The sequence below is a fragment of the Sorangium sp. So ce119 genome, from assembly GCF_051524405.1.
In the GTDB taxonomy this organism is placed as follows: Bacteria; Myxococcota_A; Polyangia; order Polyangiales; family Polyangiaceae; genus Sorangium; species Sorangium cellulosum_G.
Map to the genome: position 1 here is coordinate 6,061,921 of NZ_CP150310.1, position 19,459 is coordinate 6,081,379.

The 19,459-nt window shown below is 63.3% G+C and carries 19 protein-coding genes; 5 read left to right on the plus strand and 14 right to left on the minus strand.

Annotation, left to right across the window (positions count from 1 at the left end):
- Positions 1-17: 17 nt before the first annotated feature.
- From WME76_RS22790 to WME76_RS22800, 3 genes are all read right to left on the minus strand, one after another.
- A complete protein-coding gene (locus WME76_RS22790; RefSeq protein ID WP_437954398.1) occupies positions 18-512 on the minus strand; it encodes a DUF3368 domain-containing protein in 495 nt (164 codons plus the stop codon).
- Positions 509-796 carry a UPF0175 family protein gene (locus tag WME76_RS22795; protein ID WP_437954399.1) on the minus strand — a complete coding sequence of 96 codons (288 nt, stop codon included), beginning with the start codon at positions 794-796 and terminating at the stop codon, positions 509-511. The genes WME76_RS22790 and WME76_RS22795 overlap by 4 nt, the downstream gene beginning before the upstream one ends.
- 854 nt (positions 797-1,650) lie before the next feature.
- Entirely contained in the window at positions 1,651-2,109 is a 459-nt protein-coding gene (locus WME76_RS22800) for a hypothetical protein (RefSeq protein ID WP_437954400.1), read from the minus strand.
- A gap of 381 nt (positions 2,110-2,490) precedes the next feature.
- Here WME76_RS22800 and WME76_RS22805 point away from each other — a divergent pair, with 381 nt between their 5' ends.
- The 4 genes from WME76_RS22805 (at position 2,491) to tnpC (ending at position 7,116) form a co-directional block, all read left to right on the plus strand.
- The gene (locus tag WME76_RS22805; protein ID WP_437954401.1) at positions 2,491-3,879 is read left to right on the plus strand and encodes an IS1380 family transposase; all 1,389 of its coding nucleotides are present in this window, start codon (positions 2,491-2,493) and stop codon (positions 3,877-3,879) included.
- A gap of 129 nt (positions 3,880-4,008) precedes the next feature.
- The gene (locus WME76_RS22810; RefSeq protein ID WP_437954402.1) at positions 4,009-4,461 is read left to right on the plus strand and encodes a helix-turn-helix domain-containing protein; all 453 of its coding nucleotides are present in this window, start codon (positions 4,009-4,011) and stop codon (positions 4,459-4,461) included.
- A gap of 17 nt (positions 4,462-4,478) precedes the next feature.
- Positions 4,479-4,802, plus strand: coding sequence for an IS66 family insertion sequence element accessory protein TnpB (gene tnpB / locus WME76_RS22815; RefSeq protein ID WP_437954403.1), 324 nt, complete (start codon positions 4,479-4,481; stop codon positions 4,800-4,802).
- 271 nt (positions 4,803-5,073) lie between these two features.
- A complete protein-coding gene (tnpC, locus tag WME76_RS22820; protein WP_437954404.1) occupies positions 5,074-7,116 on the plus strand; it encodes an IS66 family transposase in 2,043 nt (680 codons plus the stop codon).
- Positions 7,117-7,607: 491 nt separating this feature from the next.
- Here the strand turns inward: tnpC and WME76_RS22825 are convergent, their stop codons facing one another.
- The 11 genes from WME76_RS22825 to WME76_RS22875 all read right to left on the minus strand — a co-directional run bounded on the left by WME76_RS22825 (position 7,608) and on the right by WME76_RS22875 (position 17,840).
- A complete protein-coding gene (locus WME76_RS22825) occupies positions 7,608-8,210 on the minus strand; it encodes a DUF6602 domain-containing protein (RefSeq protein WP_437954405.1) in 603 nt (200 codons plus the stop codon).
- 123 nt (positions 8,211-8,333) lie between these two features.
- Complete coding sequence (locus WME76_RS22830; RefSeq protein WP_437954406.1) at positions 8,334-8,885, minus strand: hypothetical protein; 552 nt, start codon at positions 8,883-8,885, stop codon at positions 8,334-8,336.
- Positions 8,886-9,405: 520 nt separating this feature from the next.
- Positions 9,406-10,314, minus strand: coding sequence for a DUF5677 domain-containing protein (locus WME76_RS22835; protein WP_437954407.1), 909 nt, complete (start codon positions 10,312-10,314; stop codon positions 9,406-9,408).
- 174 nt (positions 10,315-10,488) lie between these two features.
- On the minus strand, positions 10,489-11,547 hold the full coding sequence (locus WME76_RS22840; protein ID WP_437954408.1) for a hypothetical protein: 1,059 nt from the start codon (positions 11,545-11,547) through the stop codon (positions 10,489-10,491).
- Positions 11,548-11,753: 206 nt separating this feature from the next.
- Entirely contained in the window at positions 11,754-13,112 is a 1,359-nt protein-coding gene (locus WME76_RS22845) for a hypothetical protein (RefSeq protein ID WP_437954409.1), read from the minus strand.
- A gap of 61 nt (positions 13,113-13,173) precedes the next feature.
- The gene (locus WME76_RS22850; protein WP_437954410.1) at positions 13,174-14,145 is read right to left on the minus strand and encodes a hypothetical protein; all 972 of its coding nucleotides are present in this window, start codon (positions 14,143-14,145) and stop codon (positions 13,174-13,176) included.
- 195 nt (positions 14,146-14,340) lie between these two features.
- A complete protein-coding gene (locus tag WME76_RS22855) occupies positions 14,341-15,345 on the minus strand; it encodes a hypothetical protein (protein ID WP_437954411.1) in 1,005 nt (334 codons plus the stop codon).
- A gap of 161 nt (positions 15,346-15,506) precedes the next feature.
- Complete coding sequence (locus WME76_RS22860) at positions 15,507-15,776, minus strand: hypothetical protein (RefSeq protein WP_437954412.1); 270 nt, start codon at positions 15,774-15,776, stop codon at positions 15,507-15,509.
- A gap of 74 nt (positions 15,777-15,850) precedes the next feature.
- Positions 15,851-16,240: a hypothetical protein gene (locus tag WME76_RS22865; RefSeq protein ID WP_437954413.1), complete on the minus strand. Its 390-nt coding sequence runs from the start codon at positions 16,238-16,240 to the stop codon at positions 15,851-15,853.
- 314 nt (positions 16,241-16,554) lie between these two features.
- Positions 16,555-17,037, minus strand: a complete 483-nt coding sequence (locus WME76_RS22870) for a hypothetical protein (RefSeq protein WP_437954414.1) — start codon at positions 17,035-17,037, stop codon at positions 16,555-16,557.
- Between the two features lie 23 nt (positions 17,038-17,060).
- Positions 17,061-17,840: a hypothetical protein gene (locus WME76_RS22875; protein WP_437954415.1), complete on the minus strand. Its 780-nt coding sequence runs from the start codon at positions 17,838-17,840 to the stop codon at positions 17,061-17,063.
- A 431-nt stretch (positions 17,841-18,271) separates the two neighbouring features.
- On the opposite strand from WME76_RS22875, the gene WME76_RS22880 reads away from it, so the two are divergent.
- Positions 18,272-19,222, plus strand: a complete 951-nt coding sequence (locus tag WME76_RS22880) for an integron integrase (RefSeq protein ID WP_437954416.1) — start codon at positions 18,272-18,274, stop codon at positions 19,220-19,222.
- Positions 19,223-19,459 lie beyond the last annotated feature (237 nt).

Sequence of the window (19,459 nt, forward strand, 5' to 3'; positions counted from 1 at the left end):
GAGCTTCACGCCCATTCTCAGGCTTCTCCGGCGGCCGCGAGGACGTGCTGCTTGAGCGCGGCGCCGATGTGAAAACCTTGACGACTGAGCGCGTCCATCCACGCTCGGACCTCGCCAAGGTGCCCCTGCCGTTTCCCCTCGAGCAGGACGCCGAGTGTCCCCGTCATCCGTAGCCCATGTCGCCGGCCCACCTTTCTGCCGTCAACCTCGTCGATGAGCAACAGCGACGCGCTCCTCTCAACCGCCAGCGCGATGGCCGCAGCCTCTCCGGGGTCGAGCTGCACGAGGAGCTGCCGCAGAAAAGGCCCATCGAGTGGCGCGGCCACGACCAACGCATCGGCACCTGGCGCCTCACGCCAAGCGCCGAGGACGTGCTGGCCTTGATCGAGTTCGTCGACCACCTGGGCGGGGACGAGCACGCGCCCGAACAGCAGCCCGAGCAGCGGAAGCTGTCCGATCCGGAGGAGGTGCGACACGGGCGTGTTGTTCGTCACCACCAGCGGCGTCGTCATGGGAGCCCACCACTGCCCGCGGCTCGCAGGAATGCAGCGAGGTCGGCGAGATCCTCATCGAAGTCTTCGACCGTGAGCCGTGACGGAATCCCGCGCTGCCCGAGAAGGTCGTCGAAGGCAACCCGATCCATACCCGACAGCCGGCGAGCGGCGGCCTTGGGCAAGAGCTCGCGAGCGTACAGCTGCACGGCCAGCTCCCGCTTGAGCACGGCCTCCCTCTCGGCTGGCGCAATGCGTGCCTCGTCGAGGATGTCGTCCGAAATTTCGAGGTTGAACGATCCCATGCTGCCTCACGCGCTGCCGGTGCACGCCGAGGATCCCACCCGACGCCGCGGCCTGCAAGGCCGAGATGCTCCCCGCCCACGCTGCCCGGGTCGACGGCCGGGCGAACGCTCACGTGACCCGGGGTCCACGCCACGCGAATGTCGCGTCGACGCAGCTCACTCATCGTCGGTGCGATCGTTGTCGGGAGCGACGTCGGGCGGGACGTAACCGCCCAGCCATCGCCATGGGCGCAACCCCTTGCGGCTCTCGCCGGGGTCGACGATGCTGGGCGCGGGGCGGCTCCTGCCCAGGCCCGGGCAGACGCGAGCGGGCACGAGCGGGGCGAGGAGCTCGCCGCCGGCACGAGGCCGGCACGATGATGGAGGTTGGCGTCGTTCAGGACGTGTCGACGTCGCTGGCGGCCAGAGCCGCGAGCAGGGCAGTCGCGCCGCGTCCACGGTCGAGGCGAGCAGCCCGCGCACGGCCACGAACAGGCTGGTGGCCACAAGCTCCGCCTACCACCACCGCGACCACCGCCGGAGCGTCCGTCCCGGGACCTGCGTCGACAGGGGCTGCGCCGCCGGGGCCTGCGCCGGCGGACACGCCATCGTGCGCTGCAACAGCGCGAGCGCCCTTGCGATAATGACGACCGCTCCGAGGTAGACGCGCCGGCCCAGGAAGACGACCGAGGGCGGCGTGCGCTGTCACCGGCACCCGTCCTCGCGGCAGCAGAACGACTCGCCCTTAGCCCTCCAGCGGCAGACGCCTGGGAGGCTGTACTCCGCTGGAGCCATAACTGCTGCGGCTCACGCCTGAGCGCCGAACGGCTGGCCGATCTGCCGCCGCGCGAAGCGCGGCCGGCAGCAGCGGCTTGTTAGCCAGCCCCCTTGTTAGTGTCATCAAGTCTTTCTACCGCGCCGCTGAAGGCCATGAGTTCGCCGGCCGTAATGTCCTCCACCTCGACGAATGGGTCCTCGCCAAGATGTTCCTCAAGCGCCTCCAGGTCACAGGCGTAGGTCCGACCGTCGATCACCACGTCCAGAAGTGGGCCAGCCACGCATCGAGGATTGTAGATGCTCATGCTCATCTGGAGCTGTTGCTTCGGAACATTTGTTACATTGAGGCCGCCCGGAAACATGGACTTTAGATAGTCCTCATAGGTCGCCGGGGATTGTTCCTTGCAGAGCTCGACGAGTGCCTCGATCGCCTTGCGACCCAATACGTGGACCTTTCCGGCTGGATCAAGGGCGGAAGTGACGGGCTGCTTCATTACCTGACGTTGACGAACGAGATGCTTGCCGACGACCTGGGGCGCGTCGATGTAAGCCTTCATCCGAGGTTGCTCGAGAACGAGAGACCCGAGGTCATCCAGCATGTCCAAGTAAAATCGAAGCAATGTATGACGTCCCGTGAACCTGCGTTCGGAAAGTGTGGCCCCGTCGGTAGGCAATCCGTATCGGTTGGGCTCGGTACCCTTTTGAGGAACGCGCATCGACTTGCCGGGGCCTACAATCCCCGCATCCAAGACAACAACACTGTCAGGGCGACGGAGAATCTCGCCGCCGAGCGCCGAGTCGAGGTCACGGACCTGTTCGGCCACTGCCTTTAGCGTGGATTTCGCGCCTACGAAGCCGATCCGAGGCATGAGAAATCCGCCGTCGTAAACGGAAGTGCTTGAAAGAAAGGCTCGGCGTGGCGACCCGTCCGGGTTGCTATGACCAAACGAAGGCACACGCCGAGCACCTCCAAGGTGCGTCGACGCGAGCTTGGGTTCAAGAGGAAAGGCGACGGGCGGCACCAGGAGCGAATCCGGCGGCCAGACCCTGCCGGGATTCACGTCGAGCCCACGGAGAAGAACCTGACGGGCGTCGCAGGGCTTGCCCCCTTCGGCGCCTTCCTTCGCAAGCTCGACATCGACGCGGCCCTGAGGCGCAGGTTCTCCCGGCTGAAGACCGGCCGCACGGTCATCTACCCGATGGCTGCGCAGATGCGCCTGCTGATGGACAGCGCGCTCGCCGGCGAGGAGCGCGTCTTCGGCATCGAGGCGCTCGCCGTCGATCCGCTCTTCGTGCGTCTCGCCGGCGGCGTCGTCCCGAGCATCGACACCGTCTACCGGGACCTGTGCCGGTTCGATGAGGAGGCGCTCGAAGCGCTGCACAGCATGGTCGTCGACCACGGGCTCGCCCTCGTTGCTCGCCGAAAGCACCGTTTCGTGCACATCGACGTCGATACGACCGTGGAGCCGCTCTTCGGGATGCAAGAGGGGGCACTTCCAGGCCCGAACCCACGTTACCGCGGCCGGCCGAGCTATCATCCGATCCTGGCGCGCATCGCCGAGGTCGAGGCCATTGTCGGGGCCAAGCTGCGACCGGGCGACACGAGCTTCGGCGAAGCCGATGTGCCCTTCGTCGAGGAGTGCATCGACCGGGCGCGCGCCGCAGCGCCGAGCGCGGCCATCTACGTGCGGATCGACGGCGCGGGGGATTGCAGCGCCTTGATGCACGCCGTCGCCACGAAGGGATGCTTTTTCCTGACCAAGGCGCGGATGAGCCCTGATCTGGTCGGCAGGGTCGCGTACGCCACCGGATGGCGTACCATCGACCGGGATGCCGACGGTCGTCCTCGACGGCAGGTGACCGAGGTCCCCTTCCGGCGCAGCGGTTGGCCGAATGGAGTCCGCGTGATCGCCGTACGCACACGCGATCGGGAGAACGGCAAGCAGATCTACCTCTGGGAGGGCCTCGACTACACGGTGCAGGTCTTCTTGACCAACGAGCCGGTCGAAGCGCCGGAAGACGTCGCGGCGCGGTATGACCTGCGCGCGGGCATCGAGCCACTCATCGGCGATCTCAAGCACGGATGGGGATGCGGTAGCGTGCCGAGCCAAAGCTTCAGCGCCAATCATGCCGCGCTGCTGCTGAAACTGCTGACCGCTAACCTGATGCGCCGGTATGTACTGGACCATGTTCCGCACCTCGCGAGCTGGCGAACGCCGTGGTTGCGGCGCGCGCTGATCCTCGTCCCTGGAAGGTTGGCCCGCTCGAGTCGGGGCACGAAGCTGCACGTGCCGGAGCGCTCGCAGCTCGCTCGCCGGCTCAATTGAGCCCGGAACCAGCCGAATTCATGGTGGGGGTAAGGGGGACGTGTGCATTCGCGGCGCGCTGAGCGGTAGCCGCTCCGCAGACCGCGTCTTTTCCCTGGCCAGCTTCGGTTGCACGCTACGCGGCGTCCGATGAGGGCCGTGCCCTCGTCGAGCGAAGAGGAGCGAGCGATGCCAGGAAGCAGGGAGCTGGTGCAGCTGCGTGCGGAGCTGTCGAGGTATCGAGAGCAGAAGAGCCGTGGGAAGTACCCGGGCGAGCTGCGAGAGCGAGCCGAGGCGTACGCCAGGGAGCGTTCCCGGGCGGGGGCGACGCCGACCGAGATCGCCACGGAGCTCGGTGTCCACAAGATGACGGCCGACCGATGGGTGGCTGGCGGTGAGCGCGCAGATGAGGGGGCGTTGCCAGCGACCATCAAGGCGGCTCAGCATGTTTCGTTCCTACCCGTCGTGGTGCGCCCGGAGCGCCGAGAGGCGCCGCCTTTGCGGCTCAACGTCGCATTTGCCGATGGGACACGGATGCAGGTACGTGGGATAGGCGCGCGCGACCTCGTGGAAGCGATCGAAGCGTTGCGGAGGGGGCAGTGACGCCCGCGACGATAGCCGTGTATCTGGCGGTCGGACCAGTGGACTTGCGTGGCGCGTTCGACCGGCTCGCCGCGATCACCCGGCAGGTGCTGTGCCTGGACCCGGCCAGCGGCGCGCTGTTCTTGTTCCTTAACAAGAGGCGCAACCGGCTGAAGGCACTTTGGTGGGACCGCAACGGATACACAATTCTGTACAAGCGTCTCTCGAAGGGTGCGTTTGCTCTGCCCTCGTTCACCGAGGCCGACGGCAAGTGTATAGAGCTGTCAGCACAGGACTTCGCGCAGCTGCTCGCCGGTCTACCCGTGGAAGAGCTGGCAAGCCGCCGCCGCGTGGTGCACTGAGGTGTCTGCGCCGGCGCTCGTCCACCGCGCTGCCGGACACCGCGCTACGGGCGCCAGCGCGGCCCGATGGCGGCCGGCTCAGCCCGATGCCGAGGTGGAGCAGGGCGCGAGTTGCATCATCCCGAAGACCTCGCGACAGCGCAGCGCCGAGGGCGCATCACGCTTGTTCCGCGTTCCCACTTTCGACAAAATATTCTCATCAAAAAACAGCGGAAAGTGTCTACGTAAGGTACTTGCCAGGAGCAAGCGGAGCGGGCATCCATGGCGCGCTTTGACCTCGACGACACGACCCGGTGGGACCGAGCTGCCGCAGTCGGCGGAGACAGAGCGCCTTGACGGCGCGGCGCTCGTGCTCGGCTATCTCCAGGCCAGGGGACAAGGACAGGGGAGCCCCGCCGACCCCGCGTCGGCGGTCGACGCGCTGCTCCGGCGGGTGCAGGAGCTCGAGGCGAGGCTGACCGAGCTCTCGACGGCGGAGCAGCAGGCCCAAGAGCTCGCTCGCTCCGTCGAGTCGCTCAAGGCGTACAATCGACAGCTGCAGGAGACGATTCGGACGTTGGAGATCGGGTTCCGGCGCCACGTCTCCGAGCAGATCTCGCCTGACCAGCTGCGGCTTTCGCTGGCCGGTGAGCCAGGCGCCTGTCCGGCTCCCGCGTCGCAGGCCGAGAGCCTCGGCACCTCGCCCGAAGCGGACCCGAGCGAGGGCAGCAGCCCGCCGCCGGACCCCGCGAGGCCGCCGGAGCGTGGGGGGACGGCAGAGTCCTCCTCCGGCTCCGATCCCGGAGGTGGCAAGCGAGTTAAGCGCCACGAGCACGGGCGCCGTCGCATCGGTGTCATCCCGAGGGTGATCATCGAGACGCTGCCGCCGGAGGTGCTGCTCCAGGGCATCGAGCGCTTCGAGCGTGTGGGCGTCGAAGACAGCTCGGTTATCGGCCACCGGCGCGGCGGCCCCGTGGAGATCGTCTGGCGTCGACCCAAGTACGTGGCCAAGGCGGAGGTACCGGCGGCGAGCCGCGCAGCGGGCCAGGAGCCTGCTTCTTTGCCAGCCGTAGGGTCGGCCTTCACGCGCGAGCTCGACGAGCCCCTCGTCCTGCGGGAGCACGAGTTCCTGGGGATCCCCACGGACACGGGCTTCAAGCAAAGCCCCTTCGTCGACGGCGTCCTCGTACGCTACACGCCCGAATCGGACGCTGAGGAGGACAGCGGCGGACCGGTGAAGATCGCCTCGCTGCCGGAGCGCCCGATCGACAGGTGCCTTGCCGATCCGAGCCTCTTGGCCCACCTGTTCGTCCACAAGCTCGACTACCACATGCCCTACTACCGGCAAGAGGTGGAGTCGGATCGCCACGGCTTTCGCATCGGCCGCAGCAACATGACACGCTGGCAGTACGATTGCGGCGGCATCGCGATGCGCATTGCCGATGCCATGTGGAGCGACGCGCTTTCGAGGTCGTGGTTCGCCATGGACGCGACGGGCACCGCCATCCGGGCCAAGGAGAAGCACCGCTATGGGCATGTCTTCGTCCTGGTCGCGCCAGGCGATGGCGTGCTGTTCCGCTATACACCGACGTACGACGGCCTCACCGTCGCGAAGCTCTTCGGCGGCTACCAGGGGACGCTCGTCGCCGATGCTTCGGCCAACCACAACGTGCTGTTCGGGCCGGGCAAGGCCCGCGAGGCCGGCTGCTGGAGCCATGCACGGAGGCGCTTCTTCAAGGCGTTCAAGGCCGGGGCGGGCAAGGAGGCGGCGTTCGCGCTCCAGACCCTCCAGGCGCTCTTCCGCGTCGAGGAGGAATGCGCCCTGTGCAGCCCGGACGAGCGCCTCGCGATCCGGCAGCGCGAGTCCGCACCGCTGATCGAGAAGCTCTTCGCCTGGGCCGAGGCGCAGCGGCAGGTCGTCCCGGAGCATTCGCCGTTGCGCGAGGGGCTGGTCTATTTGCACAACCAGAGGGAGGCGCTCTGCGAGTTCCTCTCCAACGGGGAGATCCCCATCCACAACAATGCCAGCGAGAGGGCTCTGCGCCGCGTCGTCAAGGGACGGCGCAACTGGCTGTTCCACGGCAGCGACGAGCATGCTGTCCGGGCGTGTGCCATCACGTCGCTCATCGCGACCTGCCAGATGCACGGGCTCGACCCCGAGCTGTACTTGCAGGAGATCCTGACCGTGGCTCCGAGCTACCCGCTCCGTCGCATCCTCGACCTGAGTCCCAAGAACTGGGTCGCGACGCGACAACGCCTCATCGCCGAGGGGCGGCTCAAGTACCTGGACCTGGCTCGGATCACCGGCTCGCGGCTCGCCTTCCGCGACCGCTGATCGTGCGGCGTTGCCCGCTTCCGTCGCGCCCACAGCGCTCGTCGCGTCCGGAGCGGCCGAGTGGGGCGCGCGTCCTCTCCGCGCCGAGGTGCGTCGGCTCGTCGAGCCGGTGCTGTCGTCGCTTCGCCCCGCCACCGTCGAGTTCGTCTTGGCGGGGCGCCTTCGGGTCGCTTCGCTTCGGCGCGGCTTGTCCGCGCCTCCGGTCGGCGGCCGTTCGCCCACCTCCTCCGCGAACGGCTGGGCGGCGGTCTTGCGGCGCCGCACGCCGGCGGCCTCGGCAACTCCCGCGCGCTCCTGCTGCGAGGCCGCGCGACGCGGGCGCCCCTTCGCGCGGGCGGGGGCGTCCTCGCGGCCCTGCCACGCGACATGCGGCGCCGACAGCTTCAGCACCGCCGTCGTCAGGCTCGGGACTTCGGCGCCTGCGTCCCCGCTCCGTCGCTTCGTCATCGCATCGCGACTCTACGCACGTGGCCGCCCTCCACAAGCACGCTTCAGAACGCGCTCTGCGGAGCGGCTACGCTGAGCGCGCCCGATTGTAATCGACGTCGCATTCGTCGGCGGAACGCCAGTCGCACGTCGCCGTCGGCCCACTCGTGCCCCGTGGGCGCGAAATCCACGTTTAGTGAACGCGTCGCAGTGTACGCCAGCACTGCTCCCCACGGGACAGGACGGGCGATAACGGAGACCATGCCGCCCTGATCGCGAACGAAAGTGCCGGCTTGAGCGAGCGCTTTCACCGACGCGATGTTTTCGTATGCGAGCTTCAGCTCTTCTGAGGTGAGGTCTGATTTAATCTCGACGGTTCCATAAACAACCTCAATGGGAAAGATCGCCGCGCTATCCCCCAGCGGAAGGTTCGGGCCCAGAACGGGATCGTAAATCACGACGTCGCATTGGCGGCTCATTCTGCCCGTCGGGGACATCACCTGACCTGTGCCTACTGCGTACCTTCTTGGAAGGTGCTGCGTGAGAAAGGCGCGGATGGCTTCTTCACGTGCGGAACCCTTCAGACCCGCATGGCTTGTCGCGGTCGCCATCTTGAAGTCCGCTTGGAGTTTCGTGGAGACCTGCACGAATCGATCACGAATGTTCACGAGGCCCTCGGGTGTTCGAGCTTGTCGGTTGGCTCGTCTGGCTAACGGCCGGCGGCTCAGCCGCGCCGCGAAGCGACGTCGTCTGCTGCCGCTTGTTAGCCAGCCCCTTCGCTCGGTCAGAAGCTACGGGAGCTTTTCGAGTTCGCGAAGGTAGCATGCGAGGTTGTCCCCGATCTTGGTCATGGCATACGGGGCATGCATCTTGATGTGCGAAAACTTCAGTTCTTCGATCTCCTCTGCGTGAAAGTACTCCAGATCGTCCCTAATCTCCTCTCGCTCCGCGTTCGGCATGTTCTTGATCGGATCGTGGTGCCGATAGTTGTGCCAGTCGGAGAGATGGATGAAGTGGCAGCCGTAGCGATACACCTGCTTGATCCATCCGTGACGACGGAGCGCGGCCTCGCTCATCTCGGCATCCGTGATGCGTACTTGCTTACCCTTTGCAGTCGTCTTCTGCCAGTGCACCCCTTGAAGAGCATCGACAATGAGCCGTGTCCGCTCGGCTTGGTTGCACGAGTCGATAAGCCAGATTACTCTGATCATGGAGTCGAGTTCCTGACGAATCAACGCGAGCGCTGGCCCCAAGAGCCCACTACGCATCAGGAGAGCAAAGGCTGCTTGGTTCTCTTTCGACCTGTCTTCGACGTGTCTTACGAAATCTGCAACAAGGCTCATGTCGTCACCACGACCCGGTGGCCCCAAACGCGGCGATCACATCGCGTGCGAACGCGTCGTACGTATGCCAGACCCGGAGGATGTGGGAGGAGTCGAAAGCATACGCGAAGTCGCCGTACTTGCCCGCAGAGTACCCGAGCGGATGTGCAGAGATCGGGAGGTCCGGACGAAGAACACCTCCAAGCCGTTGGCCGATTGGCGCCCGCAGGGCAACCGTGCCGTTGACTTTCTCCACGGCGACTGCGTGGGTTCGGCACTGGTCCGGATGTGAAGGTTGATTGGGGCCGTGAATGTGAGTGTAACCAACGGCTCCCGCCCGGTGGCACATCTTAAGAGGCACCGGGTCGCCCCGTCGTGCCGCTTCGCGCTGGAAGGCGTCGCAAACTGCATCATGGTCAACGTGTGCCACTATTTGCCTCCGTGTCGACCTCGTCGGTCCTGGCTAACGCCCTGCGGCTCAGCCGCGGGGACGCGCGTAGCGCGGCACCGTCGGTCTGCAGCCGCTTGTTGGGCAGCGCCGTCACTTACTCTTCTTCCTCTTGTGTAGTCGACCCCCGGCCTCGCGAGTACGGGCAACTCGCGCCAGCAGGTGAAGAATGCCCTGGTACGGTGGTTTGATATTCATTTCTTCCCACGTTACCATTTCAGGCCACCTCGGCTCCATTAGGAGTGCCTCACGCAACCCTTGCACATGTGTTGACTCGGTGGCCGTTGGCCTCAATATGGATCCAAACAATTCAAAGTACGTGCAGAGCATATAGGTACCGTAGACCCGAGATAGTTCGCGGTGATAGACGTCGAAGTGTCTCGTACTAAATTTGAAAAATGGCGGCTTATTTGTCCAGCCCGTGCGGAAGATGGCTTGTGGATTAAAGTGTACGGTGCCTGATGTTAGTCGAAAGAGATAATCATAAAGAGGACCGAGTACATCGAGGCGGATTCGTTCGGCGAGTTGACGGGTCTGCGGCATGACGCCTTTGGTTAGATTCGGCCACCCGTGACGCTGCCAAATGGACCGGATCTTTCCTTCCACCATTTCAATTGTCCGAGGAAATGGGATATTTATCACTGACTGGGACGGATGCGCGCTCTCGAAGAACGTCTTCTGCTGGGCCACGCGATCCATCAGTTCATGCTCAAGCAACAGTTGCAGGAGTTCGTTGCGATCCGTAGTTGGCATATGCCTGATGAAGCCCAGGACAATGAGGTCTTCACAAATCCCACGCAGACTTGGCACGATAAAAAAGTACGGAATGTACTCCTCTTTGCGCGAGTAGGCCTGCTGGACGAACTCGAAGCATTTTGAAAATGCACCCCTCACGCAAAGCGGGAAGGTGGCCTTATTCGCGAAGCGATAGGTCGCGATGCGCTCTGCCAGTGGCATAAGAGCTTGAAGGTGACTGTTACCTTGGCCTGGCATTTGCTTCATGGATCCGTCCTCATGCCACAAGCTTCGGGCTGCCCAACGCCTTGCCAATCTGCTGCGGGGCGGGCTGCCGCGCGAAGCGCGGTTGCCCGAACCGTCAGCCGCATTGGCATGTTCGGCGCCCGGTCAGGAAGAACGAATCACGCGACCGCCACCGCAGCTTGCGTTCTCCCGTCGTCATTTTGAAGGGCCGCGCGTCCTTCGTCGGCGCGCGGGCTGCCGCCCCGATGCCGCCCCGAGGCGCTTCTGAATCGCAGCCTGCGTTTGGCGGGGCAGCGTCGCGAGGTACTCCTCCGACAACGCACGAAGCATCGCGTCCGGCAACGCGAGCACCGCCTGCGCCTCGGTGAGCCCTGCGAGGCGCTGCTCGGGCGCGAGCCCCGCGAGGCGCTGCTCGGGCGCGTACGCCTGCAGCACCTGCTCGGGCGCGAGCCCCGCGAGGCGCTGCTCGGGCGGCAGCCGCGCAACGAGGCGTGCCAGCGCCTGCTCGAAGCTCTCGACGACCCGCTTTTCGTCCTTCATGTGCCGCTTCCTCTGCCCCGGGAGGGGGTGTCGAACCTGCTCGACATGCTCCAGGAGCGCCCAGAACACCGCGACCTCCGCCGGGGAGAGCGCCGGGATGCCGCCGGGGTCGGCGACCATCCCAGGGGTCACAGTGTACAGCAGATGCTCGCCCTCGCGAGCGTTGGCGGCCACCGTCTCCACCACCCGCAGCGGGAAGACCCCGAGCCGCCCCTCCTGCGTGCCCGGCCCGGTCGGTGTGAGCGTGCAGCCCAGCGACCTCAGCGCCTCGGTGAAGCGCGGGGTCAGGCGGGGCGCGAGCACGCGGAGGGCGACCACGCCGGGATCATCGATCTCGGCAACCACGAGGTACTGGAGCGCGTACGCGAGGAGCATGCGCGCGTCGTCGCGCTCGAGCTCGTCGGTCGGCCCCTTGAAGTGCACCAGCGTGTGCTCGGCCAGCTCGCCCACCACGCTCGTGAGCAGGCGCGGCCTGGGTGGGGCTCCGCGACGGCTGCGACGGAGGATGACGATGTCGACGCGGAGCGGCTCGCGGGCGAGCTGGAACTCCGAGATGCACTGGTACCAGCCCTCGGGGAGCACGTGCTCCAGGAGCGCGACGAGCACCGGGTGCCAGGCGGTGTAGACGCGAACACGCCGCTGTCGCTGCGAGGAGCGAACCTCGCGCGTCGTCGCCATGTGGTTGCCCTTCGCCATCAGGAGCAGCGCTACCACGACCGTCGCCGGCCGGCGACCTCGTGGCGCGGCGCGGTGACATCGGCCACGACGTACTTTGCCCCGCGGCGTTCCCGCCCCGGATCGGACGTCGGGCGACAACAACCGTCGGCTACGCTCTCCGGCGCCGAACAACTGCGGCTCTGCCGTGGGGCGCCGGGCCGCGCGTAGCGCGGCCCAGGTGCACCGCCGGCAGCAGCCGCTTGTTAGGCGCTTTCCGACGACGTGCCCTGGGGTTCGATCCATCGCTGTTCGAGGGACCGCTTTACGTCGTCCGCAAGTTGTTTCCAAAACACATCGAACGTAGGTTTGTAGATTGCGGGAACGATCGCGGGCAACGACAAACGTTGCTCCAAAGCTTGCAGCAGTTCTTGGTCCGGCATGCAAAAGGAAAAATCCGTCTGAACCGCGCCGCGACCATCGACGTACCTACAGCGAATCGACACCACAGAAGATCCGCTTCCACATTCGTAAACGCGAACATCGACGGACTCGCCCGAGAGAAAACGTTTCTCTTCTTCGATGGATTTGCAGAATTCAGGCTCAGGAGGTTCGACATCAACCCCAAACGCACGTTTGAGCGCAGACGTTTCACGCTTCCATTGGCCGCAAAGCGCCTGCTTCATGTTCAGCACGGTGGTCGCGTCAGAAGAGCCGCTCTGCTCGACAATCTCTTGATACCTACGTTGCAAACGGCCCCGAAGCACCATAAAAAGAGTCTCTGCCGCCCTCTGAGACACGTCAGATTGTTCGACGCAAAACGCGTCAGCCGGAATAGGCGCGAGCAATCCGCTGAACGCGGCGTGGAGAGGCTCGCTAGCCTGAACGAGGCAACGGTCCGTTTCAGCGTCGTGCACGACGATGGCACCGGGCGCCCATAGCGGCTCAAGTTCGACCTTCTTGTGAAGGCTGCTAAATCCAAGCAGCTTCGGAAAGTCCTCGGAGAGGAGGTTTCTGACGGGCAGCAGCCGAAAGTCCTCGATGATGCCACGAGAAAGAAGATCGCGACAGCCGGCGATCTTGTGCTCTTCGAGTCTCTGTGCGTCCACGATCCCGCAGATCGTCACCGGGACCAGTGCCGACGCATAAGATGAGACTGCGTTCGCAATCTTACCAAGCGCACCGCCAGAAAAACTGCAATCAACGAGAAGTACGCGCGCCTTTGGATCGATACCTTGCAGAAACTCTACGAACGGCGCCGAGGAATGCTTGGTCCACGACAATCCCGGGAACACGTGGATTCGCGTCTGAATGGCTCGGAGCTCGTCTTCACTTTGAGGCCAAATACGGCCAAACAATCGTCGACACTCACCGTGTGCGATGTGAATGATGAGCGACAGCGCGCCACATGCGAAACCGATTACATAATCGAAGGAGGAGGCGAGAGTCGAGAGTGAATTGTACGCCTCCCGAAGTGACGCGAGGTCTTCAGTGTCGCACCGCAGCAGAGCTCGATGACGGTCGTCGCCACGGTCAGTCCACGAGCCAGGTTCCTCCACATCCAACACGGCGACCTTGTCATCGAAGTGAAGGCTAAAAATCATGCTTGCAGCCCTGCTGTTCATTGGATTCCCTTCGCGCCTGCCTATGCGTCTCGCGGTTGGCGCCCCTGGAGCATCGGTCGTATCACTGCGAGTTCGCACTGTCGGTCTCAAACTCGGCAAGCCAGATCTTACATACAAACCTTGCAGCGGTGCGCAGTGCCGCTGCGGCTGCGTCCGGGTCCGGCTCCTCTCCCGCATGCACCACGCGATTTCTGAGGCTGTTCATGTTACGAAGCTGCGTCAGCAGTTCGAGCTTCTCCTGCTGCGAGACGTCTGCGAATGCCCGACTGCATACCGTGGATAGGCAGAGTTCGAATCGAAATGGATTACCCATTTCGCGCACGGCGTTGCGCAATCCATCTCCACCTCCGCTTAGCGTCATCTGTTGCAGCCAACGCTCAACGGCAGGCGAAGCCAAGATTTCGGCAGCGGAGACGGCGCACAGTACTGCTTCGCGCATATTACCGCTCTCAAAGTGGCGAACTCCATCAATGACGATCCTCCAGCTAGGGGTCATGAGGTCGGGAGACCCCATGAGAAAACTAAGATGGGCCTGTTCGATATCCTGATGGCCAGGAAGGTAATGGATCAGTGCCTCGTTCAGGTCCAGAACCTTCGGGGTATATGCGAGCGCACGACAAGACTCAGGCGTAATGAGCACAACCGGGCGCCCGTCGAGAATATGTCTCGGAACTGAGACATCGAAATACGTGTGCTCATAGGCGCGCAAAAATCGGTTAACGAGGGAGCTCGCCAGCTTGGCCTGCCGCTCTGATGTCCACGCGAGAATTGGGTCGTCTCGCTGAATCTCGACAAGGATCGGCGTGGCATCCCGCAGATTCCTTGGCACCCTGCCAGCGGCTTCTTCGATGAGGCGAAACAACTCCAAACGCGTCGGCGACTCGGTGGTCGGGACACACACGCAAAACCAGAAGTCTTCGCTCTGCACCGCCTCCGACCCTAGGTTGCACCCTCGGGCAAAAAGGCTCGACTTGGTCGTCTCGATCAAGGTGCAGAAGCCAATGTTGTCATCGTCAAGCAAGGATTCCGGCACGTGGTGTCTCCGCAAAAGGTTCGCCTATTCTCGCCTCTACTCTGCGGAGGTCAAGTAGGTCGTGACACCGCGCGAAGCAGGCGCCTAACGAGTAGCCGTTCAGCCGCGGGCCGGGCTGGCGAGCGGAGCGAGTCTGCCCGGCCCATCGGTCTGCAATGCGGAGTTCGGCGGCCCGAGTGGCACGTCGGTCATTGCTCAACCCGGGTCACCGTTGTTGCGAACGAGAGCGAGCAGCCGGCGAAACTCGTCGTCTTTCGTGTCGCTCTTCCATTTATTTACGAAACGGCACACGATCTGGAGGTTTCCAGGCTCATAATGACCGTCGCTGTTGATGCGGTCGAGTGAACATAGGAGCTGAGAATCGCCCTCTCTACCAAAGTATTGCATTTCGATACCAGTGATAGCGCATCGCCCTTCTTGATCTCGGAGGAGAGCCTCGATATATTTCTCGAACTCGCCGGTGGGTGCGAAGCGAAGATCCTTATTCTTGACCGTACGCAGCACCTGCTGGCCATTCGAGGCGGCCACGGTCGCCCGCGCGATCTTCGCCAGGTTAACCGCCGTGACGGCCGCAGCGTCAAACGTACGGGCAGCACCCCTGCCAGCCTTATCCTCCTTGGCCTTCCAGTCAGAACGCTTATGCCAACCCTGCAAGTCATCGCCCTCGATGAGCGCGAGCGCATAGTCGGGGTTGTCGCCTCGAAGTTGCTGGAACGTCGCTTCGGTGAAGAGGAACTCGCGCGCTTTTGGATGAAGCGCTGCCCAAGTAAGGAGGATGCCGCTCTTATTCTTGTTTGACCAACCGGTTGTCGGCTTGCGCAAGACGTAGACGCGCTCGCCCGGATGCTTCGGCTTGTAAGCCGGCTCGAGTGACGCTTCCATCTCGTCCGCACGCGAAATCGTCCACCAGATCTCGTCCTTCTCGCGATGGATCCAGACATCGCCCTCGGTTGAGGCGAGTTCTGTTGCGAGGTTGAACCATCGTCCAGCCACTGGCGCGATTGGAGTGATCCCGCTGGAGGTCTTCTTGGTCGCGAGGCAATGCGCGATATATCCAGCGCGGTCCCCAGCGAGCCAGAAGGATTGCAGGTCTTCGTCCTGGAACGTTGCAATAGCCGCCCGCTTCAAGCAATCCGGCCAGAGATAGTTCTCGTGCCCGAAGTTTGCGATAAAGACCTTCTGCGCGAACTTTGCGGACATAGTGCGCGGTTCCTTCTTCAACCGGTTGCGACCATTTACGTCTGCCGAAGCTTCACGGATCACTTGTGATCGGGATCGAGGACAAATGTCAGTCCTCCGCCGGAGGCATGCTCATCCTTCCTGCGAGCCCACACCGAAACGCTTAGTTCGGCTGCTCGGCTTCATTGCTTCAAATGCCTAAGCCGCTCCAACTCGCGACTCACCGCATCGGCCTGTTCGCGATTGTCATCGCTTGCAGTTCTCGCGAGTTCATCTTGCAGGCCGGTGAGGACTGCGGACCGCAAGAAGTCCGGCACCACGTGCCAGAGCGGGTGCCCGCCCTGGTGCGGGAAACCGGGTTTATCGTCATCACCGTTCCACCGCTCACCGATCGCGTACTCGCCCTCGTACTCCCCCGCGATGACCGAGTACCAGCCGTTGTCGAAGAGCACGCGAATGTGCGCCCACTTTCCCGGAGTCACATCAGATGCGGATGGCATATTATTCACTTTCCGATGGAGCGCGCCTACGATTTCTTCCAAAGGTCACCCAAGAGGCGAAGAAGCGGATCGTTTTCCAGTGCGTTCTCGTTACCGCTGAGCACCGCAGAGATCAGTGTCATGCCCTCACGAGCCGGATAATAAACGTAGATTCGATCGTTCGCGCGAAGATGCCCCTTCAGATTGACGGCCATCGCTTTCCAGATGGCCATCGCCTTCGTCTGAGGCTCTTCCCCGTCACTAGGCGAGACACGGTATACAGATTTGGTGAGCATTACCGCGCCGAACGTGGTGGTCAGCAGTTGGGGCAGCTTGCTCGCAGCGGGGCGAGTCTCGCCCTCCTTGGTGTCGAGATCGTAATGAATAATAACATCGTGTGATACTTCGAACTTTGCCTGATGCTCAACGGTTACCATCTGATCTCCGGACATTGGTTGAAGGAGCACCCAGAACCCTCTAGATGCGAGCTTGCGGCACCCCCTGAGAATAAGTCAAGCACGAAAGTCAGATGTGCGACAGTGATCGTCACCCGCTCGCCGCTCGCCATGACCGTCAACGCGCACCCGAGCGATCCACGTGGACCGTGGACCGTCCCCGCGGGTCGCGCACCAGCCCGCGCGCTGCCTCCAACCTGGCCCACCTCGGCACGAGCCTCGCCCGCCGAACGCGCGCTTGAGCCGCGTGCGGGGGCGCGCGAAGCAAGCCCATGCACGTCGGATCCAAGCGCAAGTTAGGCGTCTTCACATGGAACCTCCGTTGCTCCGGTCAGCTCTGCAAAGCGCTGGATGCTGAAGTTCTTGTTGAGCTGCGTTCCGGTCGTCGAGGCGAAGTGTGCCACAAGATAAGTCACTAAAGGGGCTGATGGACAGTAGACAATTCGCGTGAATCGTTCGCCCTCGCGAACCGCGCAGTAGGCTCCTGCAAGCGCTGCGAAGTGCCGTCTCACCTTCTGTGCCGGCGGATCCCTAGTTTCGCGCGTGCCAAAGTGAAAGTTCAACTGGTTGGTTGCGCTGACTTTGTACTCGTAACGAACTCCGCTGGCGTCAATTCCATCCGCGCCCTTGTCCGTTGGTATGATCTCATGGCCGAGTTTGTGTGCGAGGAGAATCTCGCCGACACCACCCTTTGCCAGGACCTCACGCAGGCCAATTTCTCGAATCGCCGTGAAGGCGGCGGCCAGTAGTTGAACGATGTTGTCGTACTTGTGAGGCATAGTCCGATCACACGGTTCGGGTATTACGCGATGAGTACTCGCTTAATGGTACGGCGATAGTCTACATAGGCGATCTGTGCGTGCTCGACGACTTCCTCTAACTTCAACGCGTACTGTCCGTAGCGAACGGCATCATCACGAGCTCCACGGCCGCCACGATCGATATTGAGTTCTGGGTACATGCAGAAGCGGAACCCCGTCTCTGGGTGCATCTCTTGGCCGCTTGGGTATACGAAGAAGTTCAGAGCTAGAAACGCACTTAGCTCGTTGAGTGCGGCAGTCAGAATACCCGCTACTCGCGGCAATTCGTCGTGAATATACGCGTTGGACTCGAGCCCGAAGTGGGCGAGAAAATGGTCAATGGGGTTGATGCCGGCTCTTGTGTAGGAATGGTCGGCCGCGACCTCATAGAGAAACTCCCGGAGATGAGTTTCAGAAAGGATCGCATCCGCAGCAACGAACACCGCGCGGTCATGCTCCAGAATTCTCGTGTCGATCGGTGTTGGAGCGTGGTGATGAGCACCTCTCGCTATGGCCTCGTGTAGTCGGTCGCGATGGTAGCGGAGTTCGCGCTCGGTAACACCTTTGCTCTGACTCCTCATTGTATCGTACTCGTCGTGATGTTCGAGGCACAAGAAGGCGAGATTCGACTCTGTGCTATTGCCATGGTTGCGGTCAATGTGCGCAAGTTGGCCGGGCTTACGTTGGAGGGAGCCTTCGAAACCGAAGCAGAATGCACACCGACGTGCGCTCTTCGTGAGCACGAGTTCTTGAATGTCTGCGGTAATCGGCACTCGGCTCACGGATTTTCCTTTCCGAGGATCCTGGCGGTGGCAGTTGCACGCCTAACATCGCAATCATCTGTGCCGCGCGACATATCTTCGCATTTTTGCATGTAGGCTGCGAACCGCGGTGCCCGATCACCGTGTTATCGCGGATGAGTCGCGGCACCCCGCAGCATATCTAGATATCCCCGCGGATAGGTCGCGACCTTCCGCAGGCTATCTGCGCATCTCCGGAGATAGGCCGCCGCTACACAACTACGTATCGCCGTTGATGGGCTTCGGACGGCGACGGTGTGCCGAGAGGCAAGATGCGTGCCTGTGATTGATTGCCTCGGGCGACTGATGTGCGGCCCAAATATCCGCTGGCCGCCGCAACTCGCGCCCGCCCTGCACCGATAAGGGTCACTGCGGGTCCGACGAACCGGCCCCAACCAATCGGAACCACCCCCATGACCCTCATCGAAGCCGTGCGCGCCACCATCCGGCGCCTGCATTACTCGCCGCGTACCGAAGAGGCGTATGTCCACTGGATCCGGGCATTTATTCGCTTTCATCACGGCAAGCACCCACGGCAGATGGGCGCGGAAGAGGTCACGGCGTTCCTCAACGATGTTGCGGTCGCGCGCCGCAGCGCGGCGTCCACGCAGAACCAAGCGCTGTGCGCGCTCCTCTTCCTTTACAAGCGGGTCCTCGACCTGCAGATACCCCGGCTCGAAGCGCTCGAGCGTGCCCGCCGGCCGGAGCACCTCCCCACGGTCCTCTCGCGAAAGGACGCTCTCACCTTGCTCGAGCACCTGATCCCACCTTTTCGACTCATCGGCGAGCTCCTCTACGGAAGCGGCCTCCGCCTCCTCGAAGCGCTTTCGATTCGCGTCAAAGACGTCGACCTTGATCGACGGCAAATCATGGTGCGCCGCGGGAAAGGACAGCACGACCGGCCGGCCTTGCTCCCCGCTCGGGCGCGCGACGAGCTGCAGGCCCAGCTCGACGCCGTGGCGCAACGGCACAAGAAGGAACTCGCGGCTGGCCGCGGCGAGCTCGACCTGCCCCACGCTCTGCGAGCGAAGATGCCAGGAGCAGCCACGAGCCTCCCCTGGCAGTACCTCTTCCCCGCCTCTCGCCCTTGCGCCGATCCAGCGACGGGTCGACAGGTCCTCTACCACCTGCACGAATCGGCGGTGCAAAGGGCCGTGAACAATGCCGGACGGGCGTCGGGGCTCACCAAGCGCGCGACATGCCACACCCTCCGCCACAGCTTCGCGACCCACCTGCTCGAGGCGGGCACCGACATCCGGACGATCCAGACATTGCTCGGCCACAAGGATGTGCGGACCACGATGATCTACACCCACATCGTCGACCGCGGCCCTCTCGGCGTAATCAGTCCTCTCGACCGCTGACCGCCGCTTCCGCGTGGAGCGCCTTGAACTCCGCCCCCACCCCCTCGTGCCGCCCCCATGCATCGTGGAAAGGTAGCCTAGCCGACGGCTGGCCCACCTTGTCAAGGAGGCCAGCGCAGGACCGTGCGGTCTCTACACCGGATGAATACGCGAACGGGTCCTCGATGCCCTACCCCTCCGAAGCGAAGGAGTGCCCCTGCAACCTCCCGGCCGATCTGCGACGGGGCTGTTCAGGTT